The sequence below is a fragment of the Sphingobium soli genome (assembly GCF_020782245.1).
In the GTDB taxonomy this organism is placed as follows: Bacteria; Pseudomonadota; Alphaproteobacteria; order Sphingomonadales; family Sphingomonadaceae; genus Sphingobium; species Sphingobium soli.
The window spans coordinates 1-17,184 of record NZ_JAJGNP010000004.1 but is presented as its reverse complement, the minus strand read 5'-3'; the positions used below and the strand labels follow the sequence as shown (position 1 = coordinate 17,184).

The 17,184-nt window shown below is 62.1% G+C and carries 21 protein-coding genes and 2 tRNA genes; 7 read left to right on the top strand and 16 right to left on the bottom strand.

Annotated elements, in window-relative coordinates:
* From LL253_RS06625 to thiE, 9 genes are all read right to left on the bottom strand, one after another.
* Positions 1–555: a NuoB/complex I 20 kDa subunit family protein gene (locus LL253_RS06625; RefSeq protein ID WP_031297956.1), complete on the bottom strand. Its 555-nt coding sequence runs from the start codon at positions 553–555 to the stop codon at positions 1–3.
* Positions 546–920: an NADH-quinone oxidoreductase subunit A gene (locus LL253_RS06620; RefSeq protein ID WP_009821732.1), complete on the bottom strand. Its 375-nt coding sequence runs from the start codon at positions 918–920 to the stop codon at positions 546–548. Before LL253_RS06620 ends, LL253_RS06625 begins: the two co-directional genes overlap by 10 nt.
* Positions 921–1,046: 126 nt before the next feature.
* Complete coding sequence (locus LL253_RS06615; protein ID WP_009821733.1) at positions 1,047–1,862, bottom strand: inositol monophosphatase family protein; 816 nt, start codon at positions 1,860–1,862, stop codon at positions 1,047–1,049.
* A 37-nt stretch (positions 1,863–1,899) separates the two neighbouring features.
* On the bottom strand, positions 1,900–2,247 hold the full coding sequence (locus LL253_RS06610; protein ID WP_228226652.1) for a hypothetical protein: 348 nt from the start codon (positions 2,245–2,247) through the stop codon (positions 1,900–1,902).
* Positions 2,248–2,252: 5 nt separating this feature from the next.
* Positions 2,253–2,816 (bottom strand): elongation factor P, encoded by a 564-nt coding sequence (gene efp / locus LL253_RS06605; protein WP_009821735.1) that lies wholly within the window; start codon positions 2,814–2,816, stop codon positions 2,253–2,255.
* 133 nt (positions 2,817–2,949) lie between these two features.
* Complete coding sequence (locus LL253_RS06600; RefSeq protein WP_228226651.1) at positions 2,950–3,528, bottom strand: M23 family metallopeptidase; 579 nt, start codon at positions 3,526–3,528, stop codon at positions 2,950–2,952.
* Entirely contained in the window at positions 3,525–4,616 is a 1,092-nt protein-coding gene (locus LL253_RS06595; RefSeq protein ID WP_228226650.1) for a L,D-transpeptidase family protein, read from the bottom strand. The genes LL253_RS06600 and LL253_RS06595 overlap by 4 nt, the downstream gene beginning before the upstream one ends.
* A gap of 59 nt (positions 4,617–4,675) precedes the next feature.
* On the bottom strand, positions 4,676–5,446 hold the full coding sequence (locus LL253_RS06590; protein ID WP_228226649.1) for an SDR family NAD(P)-dependent oxidoreductase: 771 nt from the start codon (positions 5,444–5,446) through the stop codon (positions 4,676–4,678).
* A gap of 14 nt (positions 5,447–5,460) precedes the next feature.
* Positions 5,461–6,171 carry a thiamine phosphate synthase gene (gene thiE / locus LL253_RS06585; RefSeq protein WP_228226648.1) on the bottom strand — a complete coding sequence of 237 codons (711 nt, stop codon included), beginning with the start codon at positions 6,169–6,171 and terminating at the stop codon, positions 5,461–5,463.
* A 99-nt stretch (positions 6,172–6,270) separates the two neighbouring features.
* Between thiE and LL253_RS06580 the strand changes: the two genes are divergently transcribed.
* A complete protein-coding gene (locus LL253_RS06580; protein WP_228226647.1) occupies positions 6,271–7,398 on the top strand; it encodes a DmpA family aminopeptidase in 1,128 nt (375 codons plus the stop codon).
* Positions 7,399–7,433: 35 nt separating this feature from the next.
* Here the strand turns inward: LL253_RS06580 and LL253_RS06575 are convergent, their stop codons facing one another.
* Positions 7,434–7,979: a hypothetical protein gene (locus LL253_RS06575; RefSeq protein WP_228226646.1), complete on the bottom strand. Its 546-nt coding sequence runs from the start codon at positions 7,977–7,979 to the stop codon at positions 7,434–7,436.
* Between the two features lie 4 nt (positions 7,980–7,983).
* On the bottom strand, positions 7,984–8,889 hold the full coding sequence (locus LL253_RS06570; RefSeq protein WP_228226645.1) for a fructose bisphosphate aldolase: 906 nt from the start codon (positions 8,887–8,889) through the stop codon (positions 7,984–7,986).
* Positions 8,890–9,108: 219 nt separating this feature from the next.
* On the opposite strand from LL253_RS06570, the gene LL253_RS06565 reads away from it, so the two are divergent.
* Together LL253_RS06565 and LL253_RS06560 are read left to right on the top strand one after the other, a co-directional pair.
* The gene (locus LL253_RS06565) at positions 9,109–9,612 is read left to right on the top strand and encodes a TlpA family protein disulfide reductase (protein WP_228226644.1); all 504 of its coding nucleotides are present in this window, start codon (positions 9,109–9,111) and stop codon (positions 9,610–9,612) included.
* A 70-nt stretch (positions 9,613–9,682) separates the two neighbouring features.
* Positions 9,683–10,882, top strand: a complete 1,200-nt coding sequence (locus LL253_RS06560) for an MFS transporter (RefSeq protein WP_228226643.1) — start codon at positions 9,683–9,685, stop codon at positions 10,880–10,882.
* A gap of 13 nt (positions 10,883–10,895) precedes the next feature.
* On the opposite strand, the gene LL253_RS06555 is transcribed toward LL253_RS06560, so the two are convergent.
* The 3 genes from LL253_RS06555 to tkt all read right to left on the bottom strand — a co-directional run bounded on the left by LL253_RS06555 (position 10,896) and on the right by tkt (position 15,186).
* Positions 10,896–12,098, bottom strand: coding sequence for a phosphoglycerate kinase (locus LL253_RS06555; protein WP_228226642.1), 1,203 nt, complete (start codon positions 12,096–12,098; stop codon positions 10,896–10,898).
* A 79-nt stretch (positions 12,099–12,177) separates the two neighbouring features.
* A complete protein-coding gene (gene gap / locus LL253_RS06550; protein ID WP_228226641.1) occupies positions 12,178–13,188 on the bottom strand; it encodes a type I glyceraldehyde-3-phosphate dehydrogenase in 1,011 nt (336 codons plus the stop codon).
* Positions 13,189–13,218: 30 nt separating this feature from the next.
* On the bottom strand, positions 13,219–15,186 hold the full coding sequence (gene tkt, locus LL253_RS06545; protein ID WP_228226640.1) for a transketolase: 1,968 nt from the start codon (positions 15,184–15,186) through the stop codon (positions 13,219–13,221).
* A 94-nt stretch (positions 15,187–15,280) separates the two neighbouring features.
* Between tkt and LL253_RS06540 the strand changes: the two genes are divergently transcribed.
* The 4 genes from LL253_RS06540 (at position 15,281) to LL253_RS06525 (ending at position 16,924) form a co-directional block, all read left to right on the top strand.
* Positions 15,281–15,571: a hypothetical protein gene (locus LL253_RS06540; RefSeq protein ID WP_037542252.1), complete on the top strand. Its 291-nt coding sequence runs from the start codon at positions 15,281–15,283 to the stop codon at positions 15,569–15,571.
* On the top strand, positions 15,564–15,899 hold the full coding sequence (locus LL253_RS06535; RefSeq protein WP_228226639.1) for a cell division protein ZapA: 336 nt from the start codon (positions 15,564–15,566) through the stop codon (positions 15,897–15,899). Before LL253_RS06540 ends, LL253_RS06535 begins: the two co-directional genes overlap by 8 nt.
* Positions 15,900–16,097: 198 nt before the next feature.
* Entirely contained in the window at positions 16,098–16,685 is a 588-nt protein-coding gene (locus tag LL253_RS06530) for a 5-formyltetrahydrofolate cyclo-ligase (protein WP_228226638.1), read from the top strand.
* A complete protein-coding gene (locus tag LL253_RS06525; RefSeq protein ID WP_009821751.1) occupies positions 16,682–16,924 on the top strand; it encodes a DUF2842 domain-containing protein in 243 nt (80 codons plus the stop codon). Before LL253_RS06530 ends, LL253_RS06525 begins: the two co-directional genes overlap by 4 nt.
* 22 nt (positions 16,925–16,946) lie before the next feature.
* Here the strand turns inward: LL253_RS06525 and LL253_RS06520 are convergent.
* Both LL253_RS06520 and LL253_RS06515 read right to left on the bottom strand, forming a co-directional pair.
* Positions 16,947–17,023: transfer RNA gene (locus LL253_RS06520), tRNA-Asp, on the bottom strand.
* An 84-nt stretch (positions 17,024–17,107) separates the two neighbouring features.
* Positions 17,108–17,184, bottom strand: a tRNA-Asp gene (locus LL253_RS06515).

Below are 17,184 nucleotides of genomic sequence, written 5' to 3'. Positions count from 1 at the left end.
TTAACGCTCGATCGTCCCGATGCGGCGGATCTTCCGCTGCAACTGCATCACACCATATAGAAGCGCCTCGGCAGTCGGCGGGCAGCCGGGGACATAGATATCGACCGGCACGATGCGATCGCAGCCGCGCACCACAGAATAGCTGTAATGATAATAACCGCCGCCATTGGCGCAGCTGCCCATCGAAATGACATATTTCGGGTTGGACATCTGGTCATAGACCTTGCGCAGGGCCGGCGCCATCTTGTTGCAGAGCGTGCCGGCAACGATCATCACGTCCGACTGGCGCGGCGACGCGCGCGGAGCAGCCCCAAAGCGCTCCATGTCATAGCGCGGCATATTGACGTGGATCATCTCGACCGCGCAGCAGGCCAGACCAAAGGTCATCCACCACAGCGAACCCGTGCGGGCCCACTGGAACAGCTCCTCGGTGGAGGTGACAAGAAAGCCCTTGTCGCTGACTTCGCCATTCAGCGCGTTGAAGAAGTCCTGGTCGGGTTGGGTGCCCACCGGCGGCATGGTGCCGGGGATGGGCCGCTCAAGTTCTACTCCCAATCGAGTGCTCCCTTCTTCCACGCATAGACGAGGCCGAGCACCAGCTCCGCTATGAAGATCATCATTGTCGCCCAGCCGGCCCAGCCGATCTGCTCCAGGCTTACGGCCCAGGGAAACAGGAACGCCGCTTCAAGATCGAAGATGATGAAGAGGATGGCGACCAGATAGAAACGTACGTCAAACTGGCTGCGCGGCTCTTCGAACGCGGGGAAGCCGCATTCATATTCGCTGAGCTTTGCCGGGTCTGGCTGGTGCGCGCCAGTGAGGCGGCCGACCAGCATCGGCAGAAAAACGAAGGTGCCGGAAAGCAGCAAGGCAATCCCGAGAAAAATCAGGATCGGCAGATATTGGGCAAGATCGACCAACGGAGTCCCCTGGGCGAAAAGGTTGTGGGCGCGCTTTAGGCCCGCTGCATATGCGAAGCAAGGGGCCAAGGGCATGAGAATGAATCGCAAAAAGGCCAAGTCATTGAAGCGCTTGGCCCTTGTCGGTCATCGCAACGCGCCAGCAACCAATTTATGCAATTTGGAATGGATCGCGTCATTGCCCGCGATCACTTCCCGGCGGTCCATCATCTGGTCGCCGCCACGAAAATCACTGACGAAGCCGCCCGCTTCGCGGACCAGCAACATGCCCGCCGCCACGTCCCAGGGCCGCAGGCCGCTCTCCCAAAAGCCGTCATAGCGGCCGGATGCGACATGGGCGAGGTCAAGCGACGCCGCACCAAAGCGGCGAAGCCCCGCCACCGAGGGCGCGACTGCGCCGAAGATGCGCGACCATTGGGCCATGTCGCCATGCCCCATGAACGGAATGCCGGTTGCGATGACGCAATCGGCCATGTCGCGTCGCGCCGACACGCGCAGCCGCTGGTCGTGACGCCAGGCACCGCGGCTCTTTTCCGCCCAATAGCTTTCATCTGTGACGGGCTGGTAGATCAGCCCGGTCGTCACTTCGCGCTTGTTGCCGCCATAGAGCGGTTCTTCGACAGCGATCGAGATGGCAAAATGGGGAATGCCGTGCAGGAAGTTAGTCGTGCCGTCGAGCGGGTCGATGATCCAGCGGGGCTTGGTCGGATCGCCGGCGATTTCACCGCCTTCTTCCAGCAGGAAACCCCAGTCCGGCCGGGCCTTCTGCAATTCCTCGACCAATGTGCGTTCCGCCTGCTCATCGGCCTTGGACACGAAATCGGCTGGTCCCTTGCGGCTGACCTGCAAATGTTCGACCTCGCCGAAGTCGCGACGCAATTTCGAGCCTGCCTTGCGCGCGGCGCGCTCCATGACGGTGAGAAGGCCGGAATGCGATACCATATTCTTTCTCCGCCGCCCGTACCGGCGGCTCGCTGAGTTATTTTTTCGGGGCAGCCTGGGGCGCGGCGGCGGGGCGATAGCCGCAGGCGCCGGCGATCACCGCCAGCATCTGCGACGCGTCCTTGCGATCGACCTTGCCGGGATTGGCGGCAACCACCTTGTCCACCGCGCCGCTGATCTGCGACACCGAATTGCTGTAGAGGCATTCGAACAGCTTGTTCTTCACCGGCTGTTCGACCTCATCGGACTGGAGCGCGCTGCTCATGACGCGTAGCACGAACGCCGCATTGGCAAGCTGCGCCTTGGACGGCCCAGCCTGCGCGTGAAGCGCGGCTGGAACCAGACCCGCCGCCAGCGCGCCCGCCAGCATCATGCCGCGCCCCATGCCCATTACTCAGCCCGCTTCACATATTCGCGTTCATAGACATCGACCACGATGCGGGTGCCGGTGACGATATGCGGCGGCACCATGACGCGCACGCCATTGTCGAGGATTGCAGGCTTGTAGCTGGCCGACGCCGTCTGGCCCTTCACCACCGCATCCGCTTCCACCACGGTCGCTTCAACCGTTTCGGGCAGTTGCACGCTGATCGGCCGTTCGTCATACATTTCCAGCATGACCATCATGCCGTCCTGAAGGAAGGCCGAAGCATCACCGACCAGATCCTGCGGCAGGTTGATCTGCTCATAGGTCTCGGTGTCCATGAAGACGAGCATGTCGCCTTCCGCATAAAGATACTGGAAATCCTTGGTATCAAGCCGGATGCGCTCGACCGTCTCGGCAGACCGGAAGCGCACATTATTCTTGCGTCCGTCGATCAGGTTCTTGAGTTCCACCTGCATATAGGCCCCGCCCTTGCCAGGCTGGGTGTGCTGGATCTTCACGGCGCGCCACAGGCTGCCGTCATATTCGATGTTGTTGCCGGGACGAATCTCGACGCCGCTGATCTTCATGGGAAGAGCCTGCCTATATGTCTGGATGGGTAAAGAGCCGGCCTCATGCGAGGCTGCGCGGGCCTTTACCTGCTGATCGGCGGCAGGGCAAGAGGCGCTCGCCAACTGGCCATGTCGCCCGGATCAAACATATTCAACTTCCGACGAGCAGCGGATAGGGATTGATCGGCTGCCCGCCATACCAGGGCTCGTCCGGCCGTACCAGGTGGATGGCGAAATGGAGGTGCGGCGCAGACTCGTCAGCATTGCCGGTACTGCCGACCGTGCCGATCGGCTGACCGCGCTGAAGCGCCTGCCCCTCACCCAGCCCGGGCGCATAGCTGTCGAGATGGGCATAATAATATATGCGTTTGCCGTCGGTCGAGCGCTGGTAGAGAGTGCGTCCACCCTCCCCGCTCCAGAACAGCTTTTCCACGCGTCCATCGGCGGCAGCGACAACCGGCCGTCCGCGCGCCGCCATGATATCGATGGCGTCGTGAGGACGTGCGCCGCCCGCGCGCGCCTGTGTGAATGTATCCGCCAAAGCAGATGACGGCACTCCCTCGACCGGAATGACCAGCTTGCCCCGCGCGGCTGTTTGCGAAGAACGGGGCACGGGGGGAGACGGCAAAGGTGATGGCGCTTCGGCGGGGACGATGCGCACGCAGAAATGCGCGAACGCAGCACAGAGCAGGAGCGCAGCAGCCCCACCGCCCCACGCCCGACGGTTCACGCCTGGAACTTCGCCTTGACGCCCGTCTTCACCATCTGCGCCAAGCGCGCGGCATCCCAATTGGTGAGGCGGATGCAGCCATGGCTCTCGGTTCGCCCGATCGTCTGCGGTTCAGGCGTGCCGTGAATGCCATAATGATCCTTGGACAGGTCAATCCACACGACGCCGACCGGCCCATTGGGCCCCGGCTTCAATACCGCTTTTTCGTCCTTGGACGACGCGTCCCAGAACAAGTCGGGATTATAATGAAAGTCCGGATTGCGGCTTACGCCCTTGATCGTCCATTCGCCGATCGGCAAAGGATCATGCTGCGATCCGGTGGTCACCGGGAACTGCGCGATCATGCGGTTGTCGGCATCATAGACTTTCAGCAGCCCTTCTGACTTGTCCACGACGATATGGTCGGCTTGCGGCTGCTCCTTGGCGACACCCAGGCTTGCCAAAGTCTCCCCCCATCCACGCTCATCACCCTCGATCTGCGCAACCGGCTGATTGTCGATCGCGGGCACTCGGATGGTCGCACCGGCGCCGACCTGCGTCGTCGGCGAATTTAGCGCCACCAGCGCGTCGGGCGTCGTATGGAAACGCTCCGCCAGCTTTTCCATCAGATTGCGATAGGTCAGCGCCGGCAGGCTGGCCTGCTCGTTCAACCCTCTTGGAATGTTAAAAAACGGCCCACGCGCAAAATCTTCAGGGATCTTGACGAGATAGGTGGTGGGCCGCGCTTCGCCCTCAAGCAGCATATTGGATGTGGGTTGGTCGAACAGGCCGGTCACCGGCAGGTCGTGCGCTTCCTGAAAGCCGCGCAACGCTGCCTTGTAGCTCATGCCATCCTTGCCATCGAGCACGCCGGGCGAAAATCCCCAGCGATCCAGCGCGACCTGCGCCATCAGGATACGGTTGGGCTGTTTGGGATTCTGCTCCTGAACGATCTCAAAATCATAGGCGGCATTTTTGATGGCCGCCTGGGTGGCGGCATCATTGCCCGACTGGCCTTCCTCCTGGGCCGGCCGGCTTTCATTGGCGTCGGTGACGGTCACGTTGCAGGCGCTGCACAAAAACGCGGCGAGCAAGACGGGATTTCTCAAGACATGTTCTCCATTCCGGTGGAGCAACAACGTCTTACCGGTAAAAGGGATGCGCGCGGCTAGTGCGCATAGATCATCTTGCGCGTCATGCCGCCATCTACTGCGATCTGCTGACCGGTGATAAACGCAGCGCTCGGGGAAGCCAGAAATGCGACAGTCCCCGCAATATCGCCCGGCTCGCCGACCCGCCCGACTGGATGCTGCTCCCGGTCGATATCGCGATGCTCTGCCCCAGCGCGCTTAGACGCCTTCGCCCACGGACCCGTCTCGATCCAACCAGGCAGAATGGCGTTGCAGCGAATATCCGGTCCCAGGCTGATGGCGAGCGCATGATTGAGCGCCAGCAACGCGCCCTTGGCCGCCGCATAAGCCTCGCAATGGGGTTCCGACTGGATCGCTCGCGTAGATGCCATCAGCACGATGCTCCCTTTGCGTCGGCGTAATAGCGGTATGGCTGCGCGCGTCATCAGGAACGCGCCCGTCACATGGCTGTCCTGCCACAAATGCCAGTTCTTGAGCGTCAGATCCTCGATCGGGCCGCTCACCGGATCGGCCAGCCCGGCGTTGGATACGAGCAAGTCGATGCCGGCTGGCGTATCACCCTTCAACCAGTCGCCGATCGCCTTAAAGGCCTTGGCGACGGCCGTCTCATTGCTGACGTCCGCCTCGAGCGACAGCAGGCGATCATTGGGCATCTCGGCCGCAAGATCGCGTACCGCTTCGCCATCCTTGTCGATCGCCGCAACGCGCCATCCTTCGGCGATCAGATGCTGAACGATTCCCTTGCCGATGCCTTGCGCGCCGCCCGTGACGATGCCGGTCCGGGTCATGATGCCTCCTTGCGTCAGGCGCGCGGCGGCGGCGGGTTGCTCGCCAGGACGTCCGCGAACGCCGCGACCCCAGCGCGCGGTCCGGCCGGATGGTTCCAGACCGCGCCGCTCACCGCCAGGAAATCCGCGCCCGCCGCAACCAGGGGCGCCGCATTGTCCGCGGTGATCCCGCCGATCGCCACGCACGGCAGTTCGAACAATGTCGTCCACCATCCCAGGATCGAAGGCTCCGGGCGATGCATCGTGTCCTTCGTCATGGTCGGGTAAAAGGCGCCAAAGGCGACATAATCCGCGCCCGCCTCCCCGGCCTCCATGGCCAGGTGCCGGCTGTCATGGCAGGTCACCCCAATCTGCACCTTAGGGCCAAGCAGCTTGCGCGCGTCTTTGGGGTCACCATCGCCCTGCCCCAAATGCACGCCATCGGCCCCTAGACGTTGCGCCAGCGCCACGCTGTCGTTGATGATGAAGGCGACGTCGCGTTCCGCGCACAGCTTTTGCAAAGGCTCGGCCGCGCGCGCGACCTCATCCTCATCCATGCCTTTCAACCGCAATTGGAAGGCGGCGACCCTACCCCCGTCTAAAGCGGCAGCGAGCCGATCGACAAAGGCCGCGTCGATGGCCGGCGGAGAAATAAGATAAAGCTGGCAAGCTGGGCGAAAGCCTTGCTCGAACTGGGCGGCGAACTGCGGGTCGAGCGCCAGTTCCTCATCGGTAAAATCGGTCATGGCGGCCTTATAGCTGCTCCGCCGCCCGCGCCAAGGGCGGCTATGGATCGATCCTTGCCCCGCTGATAGCACAGCTGCATTTCTTGGGGGATTTTTTCAATGCGCTGCGCCCTGCCACTTCTGCTACTTCTGTCTTCCGCACCGATTCACGCCCAAGCGGAGATGCGGCCACGCGCCAGAGAGGCAGGCGTCATCGTCGGCATTCTGCAACCCGGCCCGCTCAACGCCATCACCGATGTCAAAGGCGTAAAGGTGGGCCAGGTGACATTGCCGCGCAGTCGCGACGTGAATACGGGCGTTACCGCAATTCTCCCGCATGGCGGCAACCTCTTTCAGGACAAGGTGCCAGCCGGCTTTGTCGCCTATAATGCGTTCGGCAAGTTCATGGGGTCGACACAGGTTGTGGAACTGGGTGAAGTGGAAACACCGATCCTCCTGACCAACACGTTGAATGTCGCCGAGGCCGGCGCCGCTGCGGTCGAATGGACCCTGGCGCAGCCAGGCAATGAAGAAGTCCGCTCCGTCAATGCCGTGGTTGGCGAAACCAATGACGGCCTGCTCAACGACATTCGCGCCCGCCATGTCACCGTTGCCGATGCGCGTCGTGCCATCGAGAGCGCAGCCGATGGCCAGGTGGAGGAAGGCGTCGTGGGTGCTGGCGCGGGCACCGTCGCCTTCGGGTTCAAGGCCGGGATCGGCACCGCCTCCCGCCTATTGCCGGCCTCGCTCGGAGGATGGACCGTCGGCGTGCTCGTTCAGGCCAATTATGGCGGTGTCCTCACGATTACCGGCGTTCCAGTGGGGGGCAAACTCGGCCGCTACGACTATCGGCAACAGGTGGAAGACAGGAAAGCCGATGGCTCCGTCGTCATCATCATCGCCACCGATGCGCCATTGTCCGATCGCAATTTGCGCCGGGTCGCCGAGCGCGCCTTTGCCGGAATCGCCCGAACCGGGTCCAGCTTCTCCAACGGATCAGGGGACTATGCGCTGGCCTTTTCCACCGCACAGGCCGTGCGGCGAACCGCCGATAGGCGCACGGACGCCGCCAGCGTTCAAGACCTGCCCAACGACCGCATATCACCGATTTTTCAGGCGGCGATCGAAGCGACCGAGGAAGCCGTCCTGAACGCCCTGTTCAAAGCGCATATGGTTGAAGGCCATCGCGGGACCGCGCAGGCGCTGCCCCTGGAAAAGGTCCTGCCGATGCTGGAGATCGCGCGTTGACGGGTCTCAAATGGCCGGCTTTCGGCCTCCTGACGTCAGTCCTTCATGTCCAGCCGGGGCGAGAAACTGCTCGACGCCGCCACGTTCCAGGCTGAAAATGCAGCGACGAAATCGGACGGTTCGTCCAGCCGATGCGCCAGAAAGCGGATCGATCGTCGTCTGGTTTGAACCGGCGGATCAAGTTCCACCACGATATTGGGATGGGCGATCAGCCCCCCATTGAACAATCCCGCTGCCCGAAGCTCTGCAAGTGTCCATTCTGCGCGCACTCCGACCACCTGCGGCCACGGAATCGTCAGGCTCCGCATGGATCCTATGGGCCAGGTCAGGCCGCGTGCATCGACACACACCGGATGACGCTTAAGCGAGCGGAGAAACAATATGAACCAGCCGACGAGGGTCAAACTCATAATGGAGAGAATGAGTGCCGCCCACGCATTCCACAACGCAACCAGCAGGTGCACCACCATGGTTTCGATCAGCATGAGGGTCAACAGGACCCAGAGCATCGGCGCGACGGCACGATGATAGAAAAAGGCGGCGCCGGCGGGGTCCATACCCTCCCCGGCGCCGCCCTTCATCGGCTTATGCCGCGACCGGCTGCTTGGCAGTTGACGCGGTGTGGATTTCGTCGATCGCCTCGCCCAGCGCCGCGTCGAATTCCGCGTCGCTCATCTGATGACGCAGGTCGTTCAGCAGCGCACGGCTGAAGCTTGCGATGATGCCGCGGTTCTTCGCCAGTTCAGCACATGCCTCAGTGCGGCTGAAACCGCCGGACAGGGCAACGACGCGCAAAACCTTGGGGTGATCGACCAGCGGATCGAACAGACCAGCCGTCGCAGGTAACGACAATTTGAGCATGACCTGCTCGCCATCCGGCAAGGCATCCAGATTCTTGAGGATTTCCTCCAGCAGTATCTGATCGGCCTCGGCACGCTCAGGCGATTTGATGTTCACTTCCGGCTCGATGATCGGCATCAGGCCGCCGGCCAGCACCTGCCGGCCGATATCGAATTGCTGCGCGACCACAGCGGCGATGCCCTCGCGGTTGGCGAGGTTGATGACTGAACGCTCCTTGGTGCCGAATACGCCCAGCCCCTTGGCGCGCGCGAGCAGCGCATCCAGCTCTGGCATCGGCTTCATCATCTGGACGCCATTGGCCTCGTCTTCCAGGCCCTTGTCGATCTTGATGAAGGGAACCACGCCGCGCTCGATCAGCGCCGCAGGCGTCGGCTTGCCGTCGACTGTGCCGTCCATGGTGCGCTCGAACAGGATTGCGCCCAGCACCTTCTCTCCACTGAAGGCCGGCGCGGTGATGATGCGGCTGCGCATTTCATGGATCAGGCCGAACATCTCGTCATCATTCGACCAGGCGCCCTCCTCGATCCCATAGCCCTTGAGCGCCTTGGGCGTTGAACCGCCGCTCTGATCGAGCGCGGCGATGAAACCGTTCCCGTCGGCGATCTTCTGCTTCATATCCTGATCCAGCATCTGCACATACCTTCTCTCATGGCGCCACCCCTCCGGTAGCGCGAAATCGGGCGATCCGCCGCTCAAGGCGCGCGGGCCGCACGGACGAATGCTCCGTCCTGCCTGTTGGGCTGTTAGCGAGCGCCATGCCGCACCGCAAGAATGTTCGCCGCTTTCGCTCTTTGCGGCCCGGTCGCCCCCTGCTAACGCGGAATTGGGGCACGAAGGGGACCGTCATTCATGCATAATCTGCGCGCCGTCGTCGCGACCATAGCGGCGCTGATGTGTCTGACAATATCGGCCCATGCCGAAACCAGGCCAGTCGTCGGAATGGCCGCCCCCGATTTTGAACTCACGCTCCTCGATGGCGGCAAAGTGTCGCTTTCCGACCTTAAGGGACAGGTCGTGGTCCTCAATTTTTGGGCGACATGGTGTGTTCCCTGCCGCAAGGAATTGCCAACGCTCGACACCTATTACGCCATTCAGCGACCCCATGGCCTCAAGGTCTTCGCGATTACGACGGAAGGGTCCGTTCCATTGGCCCGCTTGAAGAAACTGTTCGCCGCCATGAACATCCCTTCCGCCCGGCGGATCAAGGGACCTTATGGACCGCTGACCGGGGTCCCCACCAGTTTCGTGATCGATCGCGCCGGTGTACTGCGGCACGCCCAATCGGGCGCCTTAGACCTCGATGATCTTAATCATGTCCTGATCCCACTGCTGCGTGAAAAGCCAGCATCATAAATTGCTGCATCGCACAATTTTGAAGTGTGCCAGCCTTGAACAGTTTCACTTCAGAACTTATTAGACTTTGATGACGACCGATCCCGCTCTGGCCCATCCCAACCTCGGCAGACCCGCCATTCTCCTGATGGCGCTGGCTTGCGGTGTCATCGTCGCCAATCTCTATTATGCCCAGACGCTGATCGACGTCATCGGACCGGAAATCGGCATGTCCGCAGCTATGGCGGGGTTGATCACGACGCTTACTCAATTGGGATATGGCCTCGGCCTTTTCCTGATCGTCCCTGTCGCCGACCTTTTCGAAAACCGCCGTATCGTACTTGGCTCAATCATTGTCACCGTCATCGCCTGCCTCGCTGTCGCAGCCTCGCAGGGACCGACCAGCTTCCTTGTGGCGTCAATTTTGACCGGCGTGGGCGCGACCGGCGCGCAGGTTCTGGTCCCGCTCGCCTCGCATCTGGCTGCGCCCGAACGGCAGGGCCGCGTCGTCGGCACGGTGATGAGCGGCCTGCTCTTTGGCATCATGCTGGCTCGCCCGGTAGCCAATTTTCTCGCCGGATCTTTTGGCTGGCGGTCGATCTTCATTCTGTCCGCAATCGCAATGGCTTTGATCGGCGTCGCCTTGTTGCTCCTGTGCCCGCAAAGACACCCACGGGGCGCTATGCGCTATAGCCAGGCGCTGGCATCGACCTTCAGCCAACTGCGGCAGCATCGCGTAGTGCGGATGCGCGCCTTTTACCAGTCGATGATGTTTGCCGCCTTCAATCTTTTCTGGACCGCAGCGCCGCTGGCATTGATCCGAGAATTTCACCTCGGCCATGCTGGTATAGGTGCCTTTGCACTGGCCGGCGCAGGCGGTGCGCTGGTGGCGCCTGTTGCCGGCTGGCTCGCGGACCGCCGCCTAACCCGCCCCACATCGCTCGTCGGCCTCGCCGGCTTGTCCGTTGGCTTTCTGCTGGCGGACTGGACCGTCGCGGCTGGCAGTCTCATCGGTTTCACAATCATGGCGGTGCTCATCGACGCAGCCGTCCAGTTGAGCCAGATCACTGGGCAGAAGCTGATCTTTTCCATTGATCCCGAAGCGCGCGGACGGATCAATGCCGCCTATATGACTGTCATGTTCGTTGTCGGCGCGCTTGGTTCGGTCATTGGATCGGCAACCTATGAAGCAGGCGGCTGGTCGGCCAGCGCCCTGGCAGGCGCAGCCATCGGCGGCATCGCTACCCTTGGTTTTCTGCTGTTCGACCGGGGCGCCAGCGCACCGCGCTGACGCCTTCTCAATATCAGCCTATCAGCGCCTTGACGCCAGGCAAGTCCTTGCCTTCCATCCATTCAAGGAAAGCGCCGCCCGCCGTTGACACGAAACTGAAATCTGCCGCCACCCCGGCATGGTTGAGCGCTGCAACGGTGTCACCGCCACCTGCTACGGATGTTAACTGACCTTCCTTCGTCAGCGCAGCGGCAGTCTTGGCCAGCGCCACCGTCGCAGCGTCGAAGGGGGCGATCTCAAAGGCGCCCAAAGGCCCGTTCCATACCAGCGTACGGCAATTTTTCAGCGCATCGCCCAGCGCCTCGACCGCCGCAGGGCCGACGTCGAGGATCATCTCATCCTCAGCGACCTCATGCACGTTGCAGGTCCGTAATGACGCCGGGTGGGCGGCGAATTCCTTGGCGACGACAACGTCATAAGGCAGATGGATCGTGCATCCGGCCGCCTCGGCCCGATCGAAAATCGTATCGACGGTGTCGCTCAACTCCTTCTCGCACAACGACTTGCCGATATCGACGCCGCGGGCATACAGGAACGTGTTGGCCATGCCGCCACCGATGATCAGATGGTCTACTTTGGCGACCAGATTGTTGAGCACGTCCAGCTTGGTGGAAACCTTGGCGCCGCCGACCACCGCAGCGACCGGCTTTACCGGCTCGCCCAGCGCGGCCTGCAATGCATCAAGTTCCCTTTCCATCGATCGCCCGGCGAAGGCAGGCATTTTCCGCGCCAGCCCTTCGGTTGACGCATGGGCGCGGTGCGCTGCGGAGAAGGCATCGTTGACATAAAGGTCGCCGATCGCGGCGATCGCATCGACCAGCGCCGGGTCATTCTTCTCTTCGCCGGCATGAAAACGGGTATTTTCCAGGATGGCGATATCCCCGTTGCGCATCACCTTGATACCGTCCACGGCAGCTTCGCCCTGGCAATCGGGAATGAACTGAACCTCGCGTCCTAACACCTGCGTTAGTGGCCGGGTGATCTTGCTCAATGAAAATTCCGGGTTTTTCTGCCCCTTGGGACGGCCGAAATGCGCGAGGATCAATACCTTCGCGCCGCGATCCGCCAATTCCAGCACCGTGGGCATAGCCGCGCGCAGGCGGGTATCATCCGTCACCGACCCATCCTGCATCGGCACGTTCAGATCCTCGCGCACCAGCACCACCTTGCCGGTGATGTCTCCCATGTCGTCGAGTGTCTTGAACGGCTTGGCCATGATCGCTCCTAAAATCTTATTGGGATATCGCTAGAAGAAAAACCCCGCCGATTTGCTCCGGCGGGGTCGATAGGGATGCTTACAGGAACTTCGCCATGACACCGGTAGTGTCGATCATGCGGTTCGAAAAACCCCATTCATTATCATACCAGCTGAGCACCCGGACCAGCGATCCGTCGATGACGGCCGTTTCGAGGCTGTCGACGGTCGAGCTGCGCGCGTCGCCATTATAATCGATCGATACCAGAGGCTCGTCGGAATAGCCAAGCACGCCTTTGAGCGGGCCGGATTCAGATGCGGCCTTGAGCAGGCCATTGACCTCTTCCTTGGTCGTCGCCTTCTTGGCGATGAACTTAAGGTCCACGACCGACACGTTGGGGGTCGGCACGCGCACCGACGATCCGTCCAGCTTGCCCTTGAGTTCGGGCAGAACTTCGCCGACGGCGCGGGCCGCACCCGTTGTGGTCGGGATCATCGACAGGGCGGCGGCGCGGGCGCGACGCATGTCCTTGTGGATCTGGTCCAGCGTGTTCTGATCGTTGGTGTAGCTGTGGATCGTGGTCATGAAGCCTTTTTCGATGCCAATGGCATCGTTCAGGACCTTCGCGAGCGGCGCCAGGCAATTGGTTGTGCAGCTCGCGTTGGAGATCACGATGTCATCAGCCGACAGCTGGTCATGGTTGACGCCGAACACGATCGTCTTGTCGACATTGGTGCCGGGTGCGGAGATGATCACGCGCTTGGCGCCGGCGGTCAGATGGGCGCTCGCCTTGTCCTTGGACGTGAAGATTCCGGTGCATTCCAGCGCGATCTCCACACCCAGTTCGGCGTGAGGCAGGTTGGCGGGGTCACGCTCGGCCGTCACCTTGATCTTCTTGCCGTCGATGACCAGAAAATCGCCGTCGACGCTGACTTCCCCAGCCCAGTTCCCATGCACGGAATCGCGCTTGAACAACAGGGCATTGGCGTTGGCATCGCCCAGATCGTTGATGCTGACCAGTTCCAGGTCGTGATCCGTGCGCGACAAGATGGCGCGCGCCACCAGGCGGCCGATACGTCCAAAACCGTTAATTGCTACCTTCGTTGCCACTGCACTAGCCTCCTGGTGTGTTGTTGTCGGTTAGGAATTGAGCGCCGCTTCAATCTGCGGCGCGATCTTCGCGGCGGTCAGGCCGAAATGGTCGTAAAGCGCGGGCGCAGGCGCTGATGCACCAAAGCTATCGATGCCAAAGCGCAGACCCGCAATGCCGGTATAGCGTTCCCAGCCAAAGGTCGTTCCCGCTTCGATCGACGCGCGCAGCACATGCTGCGGCAGCAGATCGTCCTTGTAGGATTGCGGCTGCGCCTCGAAATGCGCCCAACTGGGCATGGAGATGACGTCCGCGCCGATGCCCCGCTCCTCCAGCGCCTTGGCCGTGGCGACAGCGATTTCGACTTCAGAACCTGTAGCGATCAGCACGACCTTGCGTTCGGCCGTCGCCGCGACAAGGCGATAGCCGCCCTTGGCGGACAGGTTCTCGCTTTTGTCGGTGCGAAGCTGCGGCAGGTTCTGCCGGGTCAGCGCCAGCACCGAAGGGCCGGTCGCGTCCTTGAGCGCTAATTCCCAGCATTCCGCCGTTTCTACAATATCCGCCGGGCGATAGACGTCCAGGTTCGGGATCATCCGCAGCGACATGACATGCTCGATCGGCTGGTGGGTCGGGCCATCCTCGCCAAGGCCGATCGAATCATGCGTGAGCACATGGATCACCCGTTGCTGCTGAAGCGCCGCCAGGCGAATGCCCGCGCGCATATAGTCGGAAAAGACCAGGAACGTCCCGCCATAAGGAATGACGCCGCCATGCAGCGCCATACCGTTCATCGCGCAGGCCATGCCGAATTCGCGAATGCCATAATAGACATAGCGCCCGGCATAATCGTCCCGCGTCAACGGCCCGGTCGTTTTCGTTTTGGTGTTGTTCGATCCCGTAAGGTCAGCCGAACCACCCAGCGTTTCGGGCAGCAACTCATTGATCGCGCCCAGCGCCAATTCGCTCGCCTTGCGCGTTGCGACCTTTTGGGGATTGGCGATCAGGCTATCGATATAGGAGTCCAGCGAGAAGTCGGCCGGCAATTCTCCTGCCATGCGACGCGAAAATTCGTCGCCTTGCGCATGGCCTGCCAGCCGTTGCTCCCAAGCGCTACGCACATCGCGCCCCTTCGCGCCGATCGCCTTCCAGGCGGCGGCGATATCGTCGGGAATGACGAAGGGTTCGGCGTCCCAACCGAGGAACGCGCGCGCGGCGGCGACCTCATCCGCGCCCAGCGCGGATCCGTGCACGCCGGATGTGCCCGCCTTGTTAGGCGCGCCATAGCCGATCTTGGTCGCGCAGGCGACGATCGACGGGCGCAGATCGGCGACCGCTTCCGCTAGTGCACGGTGCACGTCAGCAGCGTCATGGCCGTCGCAAGACACGACATGCCAACCGGTGGCGGCATAGCGCGCCAGCACATCCTCGCTGCTCGACAGGTCGACCGCGCCGTCAATGGTGATCTTGTTGTCGTCCCACAGGACGATCAGGCGACCCAGGTTGAGGTGCCCGGCCAGCCCGATGGCCTCATGATTAATGCCTTCCATCAGGCAGCCATCACCCGCGATCACCCAGGTGCGATGGTCGACCAGATCGTCGCCGAACTGGGCGTTCAAATGACGTTCAGCAATTGCCATGCCGACGGCGGTCGCAAGGCCCGAACCCAGTGGGCCGGTGGTGGCTTCGACGCCTGCAAGCTCGAAATTTTCGGGGTGTCCGGCGCACGGGCTGTGCAACTGGCGGAAACTGGCAATGTCTTCGATGGTCGGGCGGGCATAGCCGGTCAGATGCAACAGGCTGTAGATCAGCATGGAGCCATGGCCGGCCGACAGAACGAAGCGATCACGGTCGGCCCAGTCGGGCTTGCCCGGATCAAATTTCAGATGATCGCTGAACAGGACCGTCGCAACGTCCGCCATGCCCATGGGCATTCCGGGATGCCCGCTATTGGCGGCCTGCACGGCGTCCATGGACAGCGCGCGAATGGCGTTGGCGAGCGACTTTTCGGAAACGGTCATGGCAAGCGGGCGTCTTTCCTGGGCTGGCGCGCTGAAAAAGTGCACGCACAAGGCGGCGAGTCGAGTTGCGGCTTCCTTTGTCGCGTCAAGCCCCATGCGTCAACCATGGCCGGGGCATGGCCGGGGGCAAAGCCGCGCTGGTCCGTATGTCGTCGGGCTTTTGCGAAGCCTGCGCTTTGGCTATGACGAGTCCATGGCAAGTGAGCGGATGATGCAGGCAATCGGTACGCTGGAGCGTACTGTCAGCCGGCTCGAACAGGATGTGGCCCATTATATGTCGGCCGCCGCCTCCCCCGACCCGAAGATCGATGTGCCCGCGGCGCATGCCGCGCTCCGCTCGCTCGACGCCTTGATCGACGAACTCAAGGGGCGCACCGATGGCTGAAACGACATTGCAGATCGCCGGGCGCCATTATGACATAGGCTGCCGCGACGGCGACGAACCCCATCTTGCCCGACTTGCAAGCCTGATCGAGGACAAGGCACGCCTGGCGCAGCGTTCGACACCCGGCCTGACCGAAGTGCGCACCTTGCTGTTCGCCGCCCTGTTTCTTGCCGACGAACTCACTGACCTGCGCAAGGTGGAAGCGGGCCGTCAGGAAAAGCTCAGTCTGGAGGCTGATGACGACCAGGCGGCTCGCACCGTTGAGCAGTTAGCGAGTCGGATCGAAAAGCTGCGCGAGGCACTTGCCGCGGCCGCTGCGGCCGCTTAGATTGCATAGCGACGGGCACTGCGCGGCACGAGCTTTAGCGAACATCCCTGAGGCGATAATCACATCCAAGGGGGCTGTCCCTGGGCGGGTTCCGGCCCGATCTACATGGTCCCCACCTGACGTTGAGGCGTCAGAGGATTTTCCAGCAAACGACCGAGGCGGTCCCGTCACCCTCCCCAGCCCGAACGAAAGCCGATGATGAGCGACCAGAGCCCCGCCGCCGACAAGGTCAGCCTGCGCGCAACGGCCCGCCAGCGTCGGCGCGATTTCGTGGCCGCGCTCGATCCGCTGGCGCATCGGCTTGCGTTCAAGGTCGTGCCTTCGCCGCTCGCCCGGCATATTGCCGATGCCCATATCGTGGCGCTTTACATGGGCCTTGACGATGAAGCCCCGGCACAACGGCTCGCGCCGCAGCTTAAGGCCATGGGCAAGGCCATTGCCCTCCCGCGCGTGATCGACCGGCTCGGGAGCATGGAATTTATCGAGTGGAACGCGGATGATGTCCTGGTTCCCGGGCTCTATCGCACCCACCATCCAGACCCGACAGGCGGCGTCGTCAGCCCTGATGTCATCGTCACGCCGCTGGTCGCCTTCGACCGCAGCATGAACCGGCTGGGTCAGGGCGGCGGCTATTATGACCGCGCCCTTGCCCGCTTCCCCGAGGCCCTGCGCATCGGTGTTGCCTGGTCAGCGCAGGAACTGGACGCTGTGCCGGCAGACCCCTGGGATCTTCCGCTCGATATGGTCCTGACCGAAGTCGAAGTGATTGAGGGGACGAAGGCATGACCATCAACCCGCGTCATCATCATCAGCCCAGTTGGCGCAAGCCCGTCGGCATGCTGGCGATCGTTGCGCTCATTTTATTATGGGCCGTACTCGTGGGCAGCCTGTCCGGCTGGATCAGCAGCCTGCCCGTCTGGGCTCAGGTGCCGGTCTATGTCGTGCTGGGCGTCGTGTGGATCTGGCTTCTACCGCTCAAGCAATTGATGCGGTGGATGGAAACCGGGATCTGGCAGAAATATTGATATTCTGCCTCATGGCAGGAAATGGCGCGAGTGACGGGGCTCGAACCCGCGACCTCCGGCGTGACAGGCCGGCGCTCTAACCAACTGAGCTACACCCGCGCAGGGCGGCATCCTATCACGACCCTATGGTCGCCAGACGATGCATATCTGAAAACCTTTTTCCGCTTTTCCCGTCCGGAAAAGTGGCGCGAGTGACGGGGCTCGAACCCGCGACCTCCGGCGTGACAGGCCGGCGCTCTAACCAACTGAGCTACACCCGC

What these genes read in the sequence shown, in the direction of transcription:
- LL253_RS06615 (WP_009821733.1), bottom strand. Translation starts at nt 1,862, where the DNA reads ATGGTATCGCATTCCGGCCTTCTCACCGTCATGGAGCGCGCCGCGCGC.
- LL253_RS06570 (WP_228226645.1), bottom strand. Translation starts at nt 8,889, where the DNA reads ATGCTGGATCAGGATATGAAGCAGAAGATCGCCGACGGGAACGGTTTC.
- LL253_RS06575 (WP_228226646.1), bottom strand. Translation starts at nt 7,979, where the DNA reads ATGAAGGGCGGCGCCGGGGAGGGTATGGACCCCGCCGGCGCCGCCTTT.
- LL253_RS06555 (WP_228226642.1), bottom strand. Translation starts at nt 12,098, where the DNA reads ATGGCCAAGCCGTTCAAGACACTCGACGACATGGGAGACATCACCGGC.
- LL253_RS06590 (WP_228226649.1), bottom strand. Translation starts at nt 5,446, where the DNA reads ATGACCCGGACCGGCATCGTCACGGGCGGCGCGCAAGGCATCGGCAAG.
- LL253_RS06580 (WP_228226647.1), top strand. Translation starts at nt 6,271, where the DNA reads ATGCGCTGCGCCCTGCCACTTCTGCTACTTCTGTCTTCCGCACCGATT.
- tkt (WP_228226640.1), bottom strand. Translation starts at nt 15,186, where the DNA reads ATGACCGTTTCCGAAAAGTCGCTCGCCAACGCCATTCGCGCGCTGTCC.
- LL253_RS06540 (WP_037542252.1), top strand. Translation starts at nt 15,281, where the DNA reads ATGCGTCAACCATGGCCGGGGCATGGCCGGGGGCAAAGCCGCGCTGGT.
- LL253_RS06610 (WP_228226652.1), bottom strand. Translation starts at nt 2,247, where the DNA reads ATGGGGCGCGGCATGATGCTGGCGGGCGCGCTGGCGGCGGGTCTGGTT.
- thiE (WP_228226648.1), bottom strand. Translation starts at nt 6,171, where the DNA reads ATGACCGATTTTACCGATGAGGAACTGGCGCTCGACCCGCAGTTCGCC.
- LL253_RS06535 (WP_228226639.1), top strand. Translation starts at nt 15,564, where the DNA reads ATGGCTGAAACGACATTGCAGATCGCCGGGCGCCATTATGACATAGGC.
- LL253_RS06525 (WP_009821751.1), top strand. Translation starts at nt 16,682, where the DNA reads ATGACCATCAACCCGCGTCATCATCATCAGCCCAGTTGGCGCAAGCCC.
- LL253_RS06530 (WP_228226638.1), top strand. Translation starts at nt 16,098, where the DNA reads ATGAGCGACCAGAGCCCCGCCGCCGACAAGGTCAGCCTGCGCGCAACG.
- efp (WP_009821735.1), bottom strand. Translation starts at nt 2,816, where the DNA reads ATGAAGATCAGCGGCGTCGAGATTCGTCCCGGCAACAACATCGAATAT.
- LL253_RS06565 (WP_228226644.1), top strand. Translation starts at nt 9,109, where the DNA reads ATGCATAATCTGCGCGCCGTCGTCGCGACCATAGCGGCGCTGATGTGT.
- LL253_RS06560 (WP_228226643.1), top strand. Translation starts at nt 9,683, where the DNA reads ATGACGACCGATCCCGCTCTGGCCCATCCCAACCTCGGCAGACCCGCC.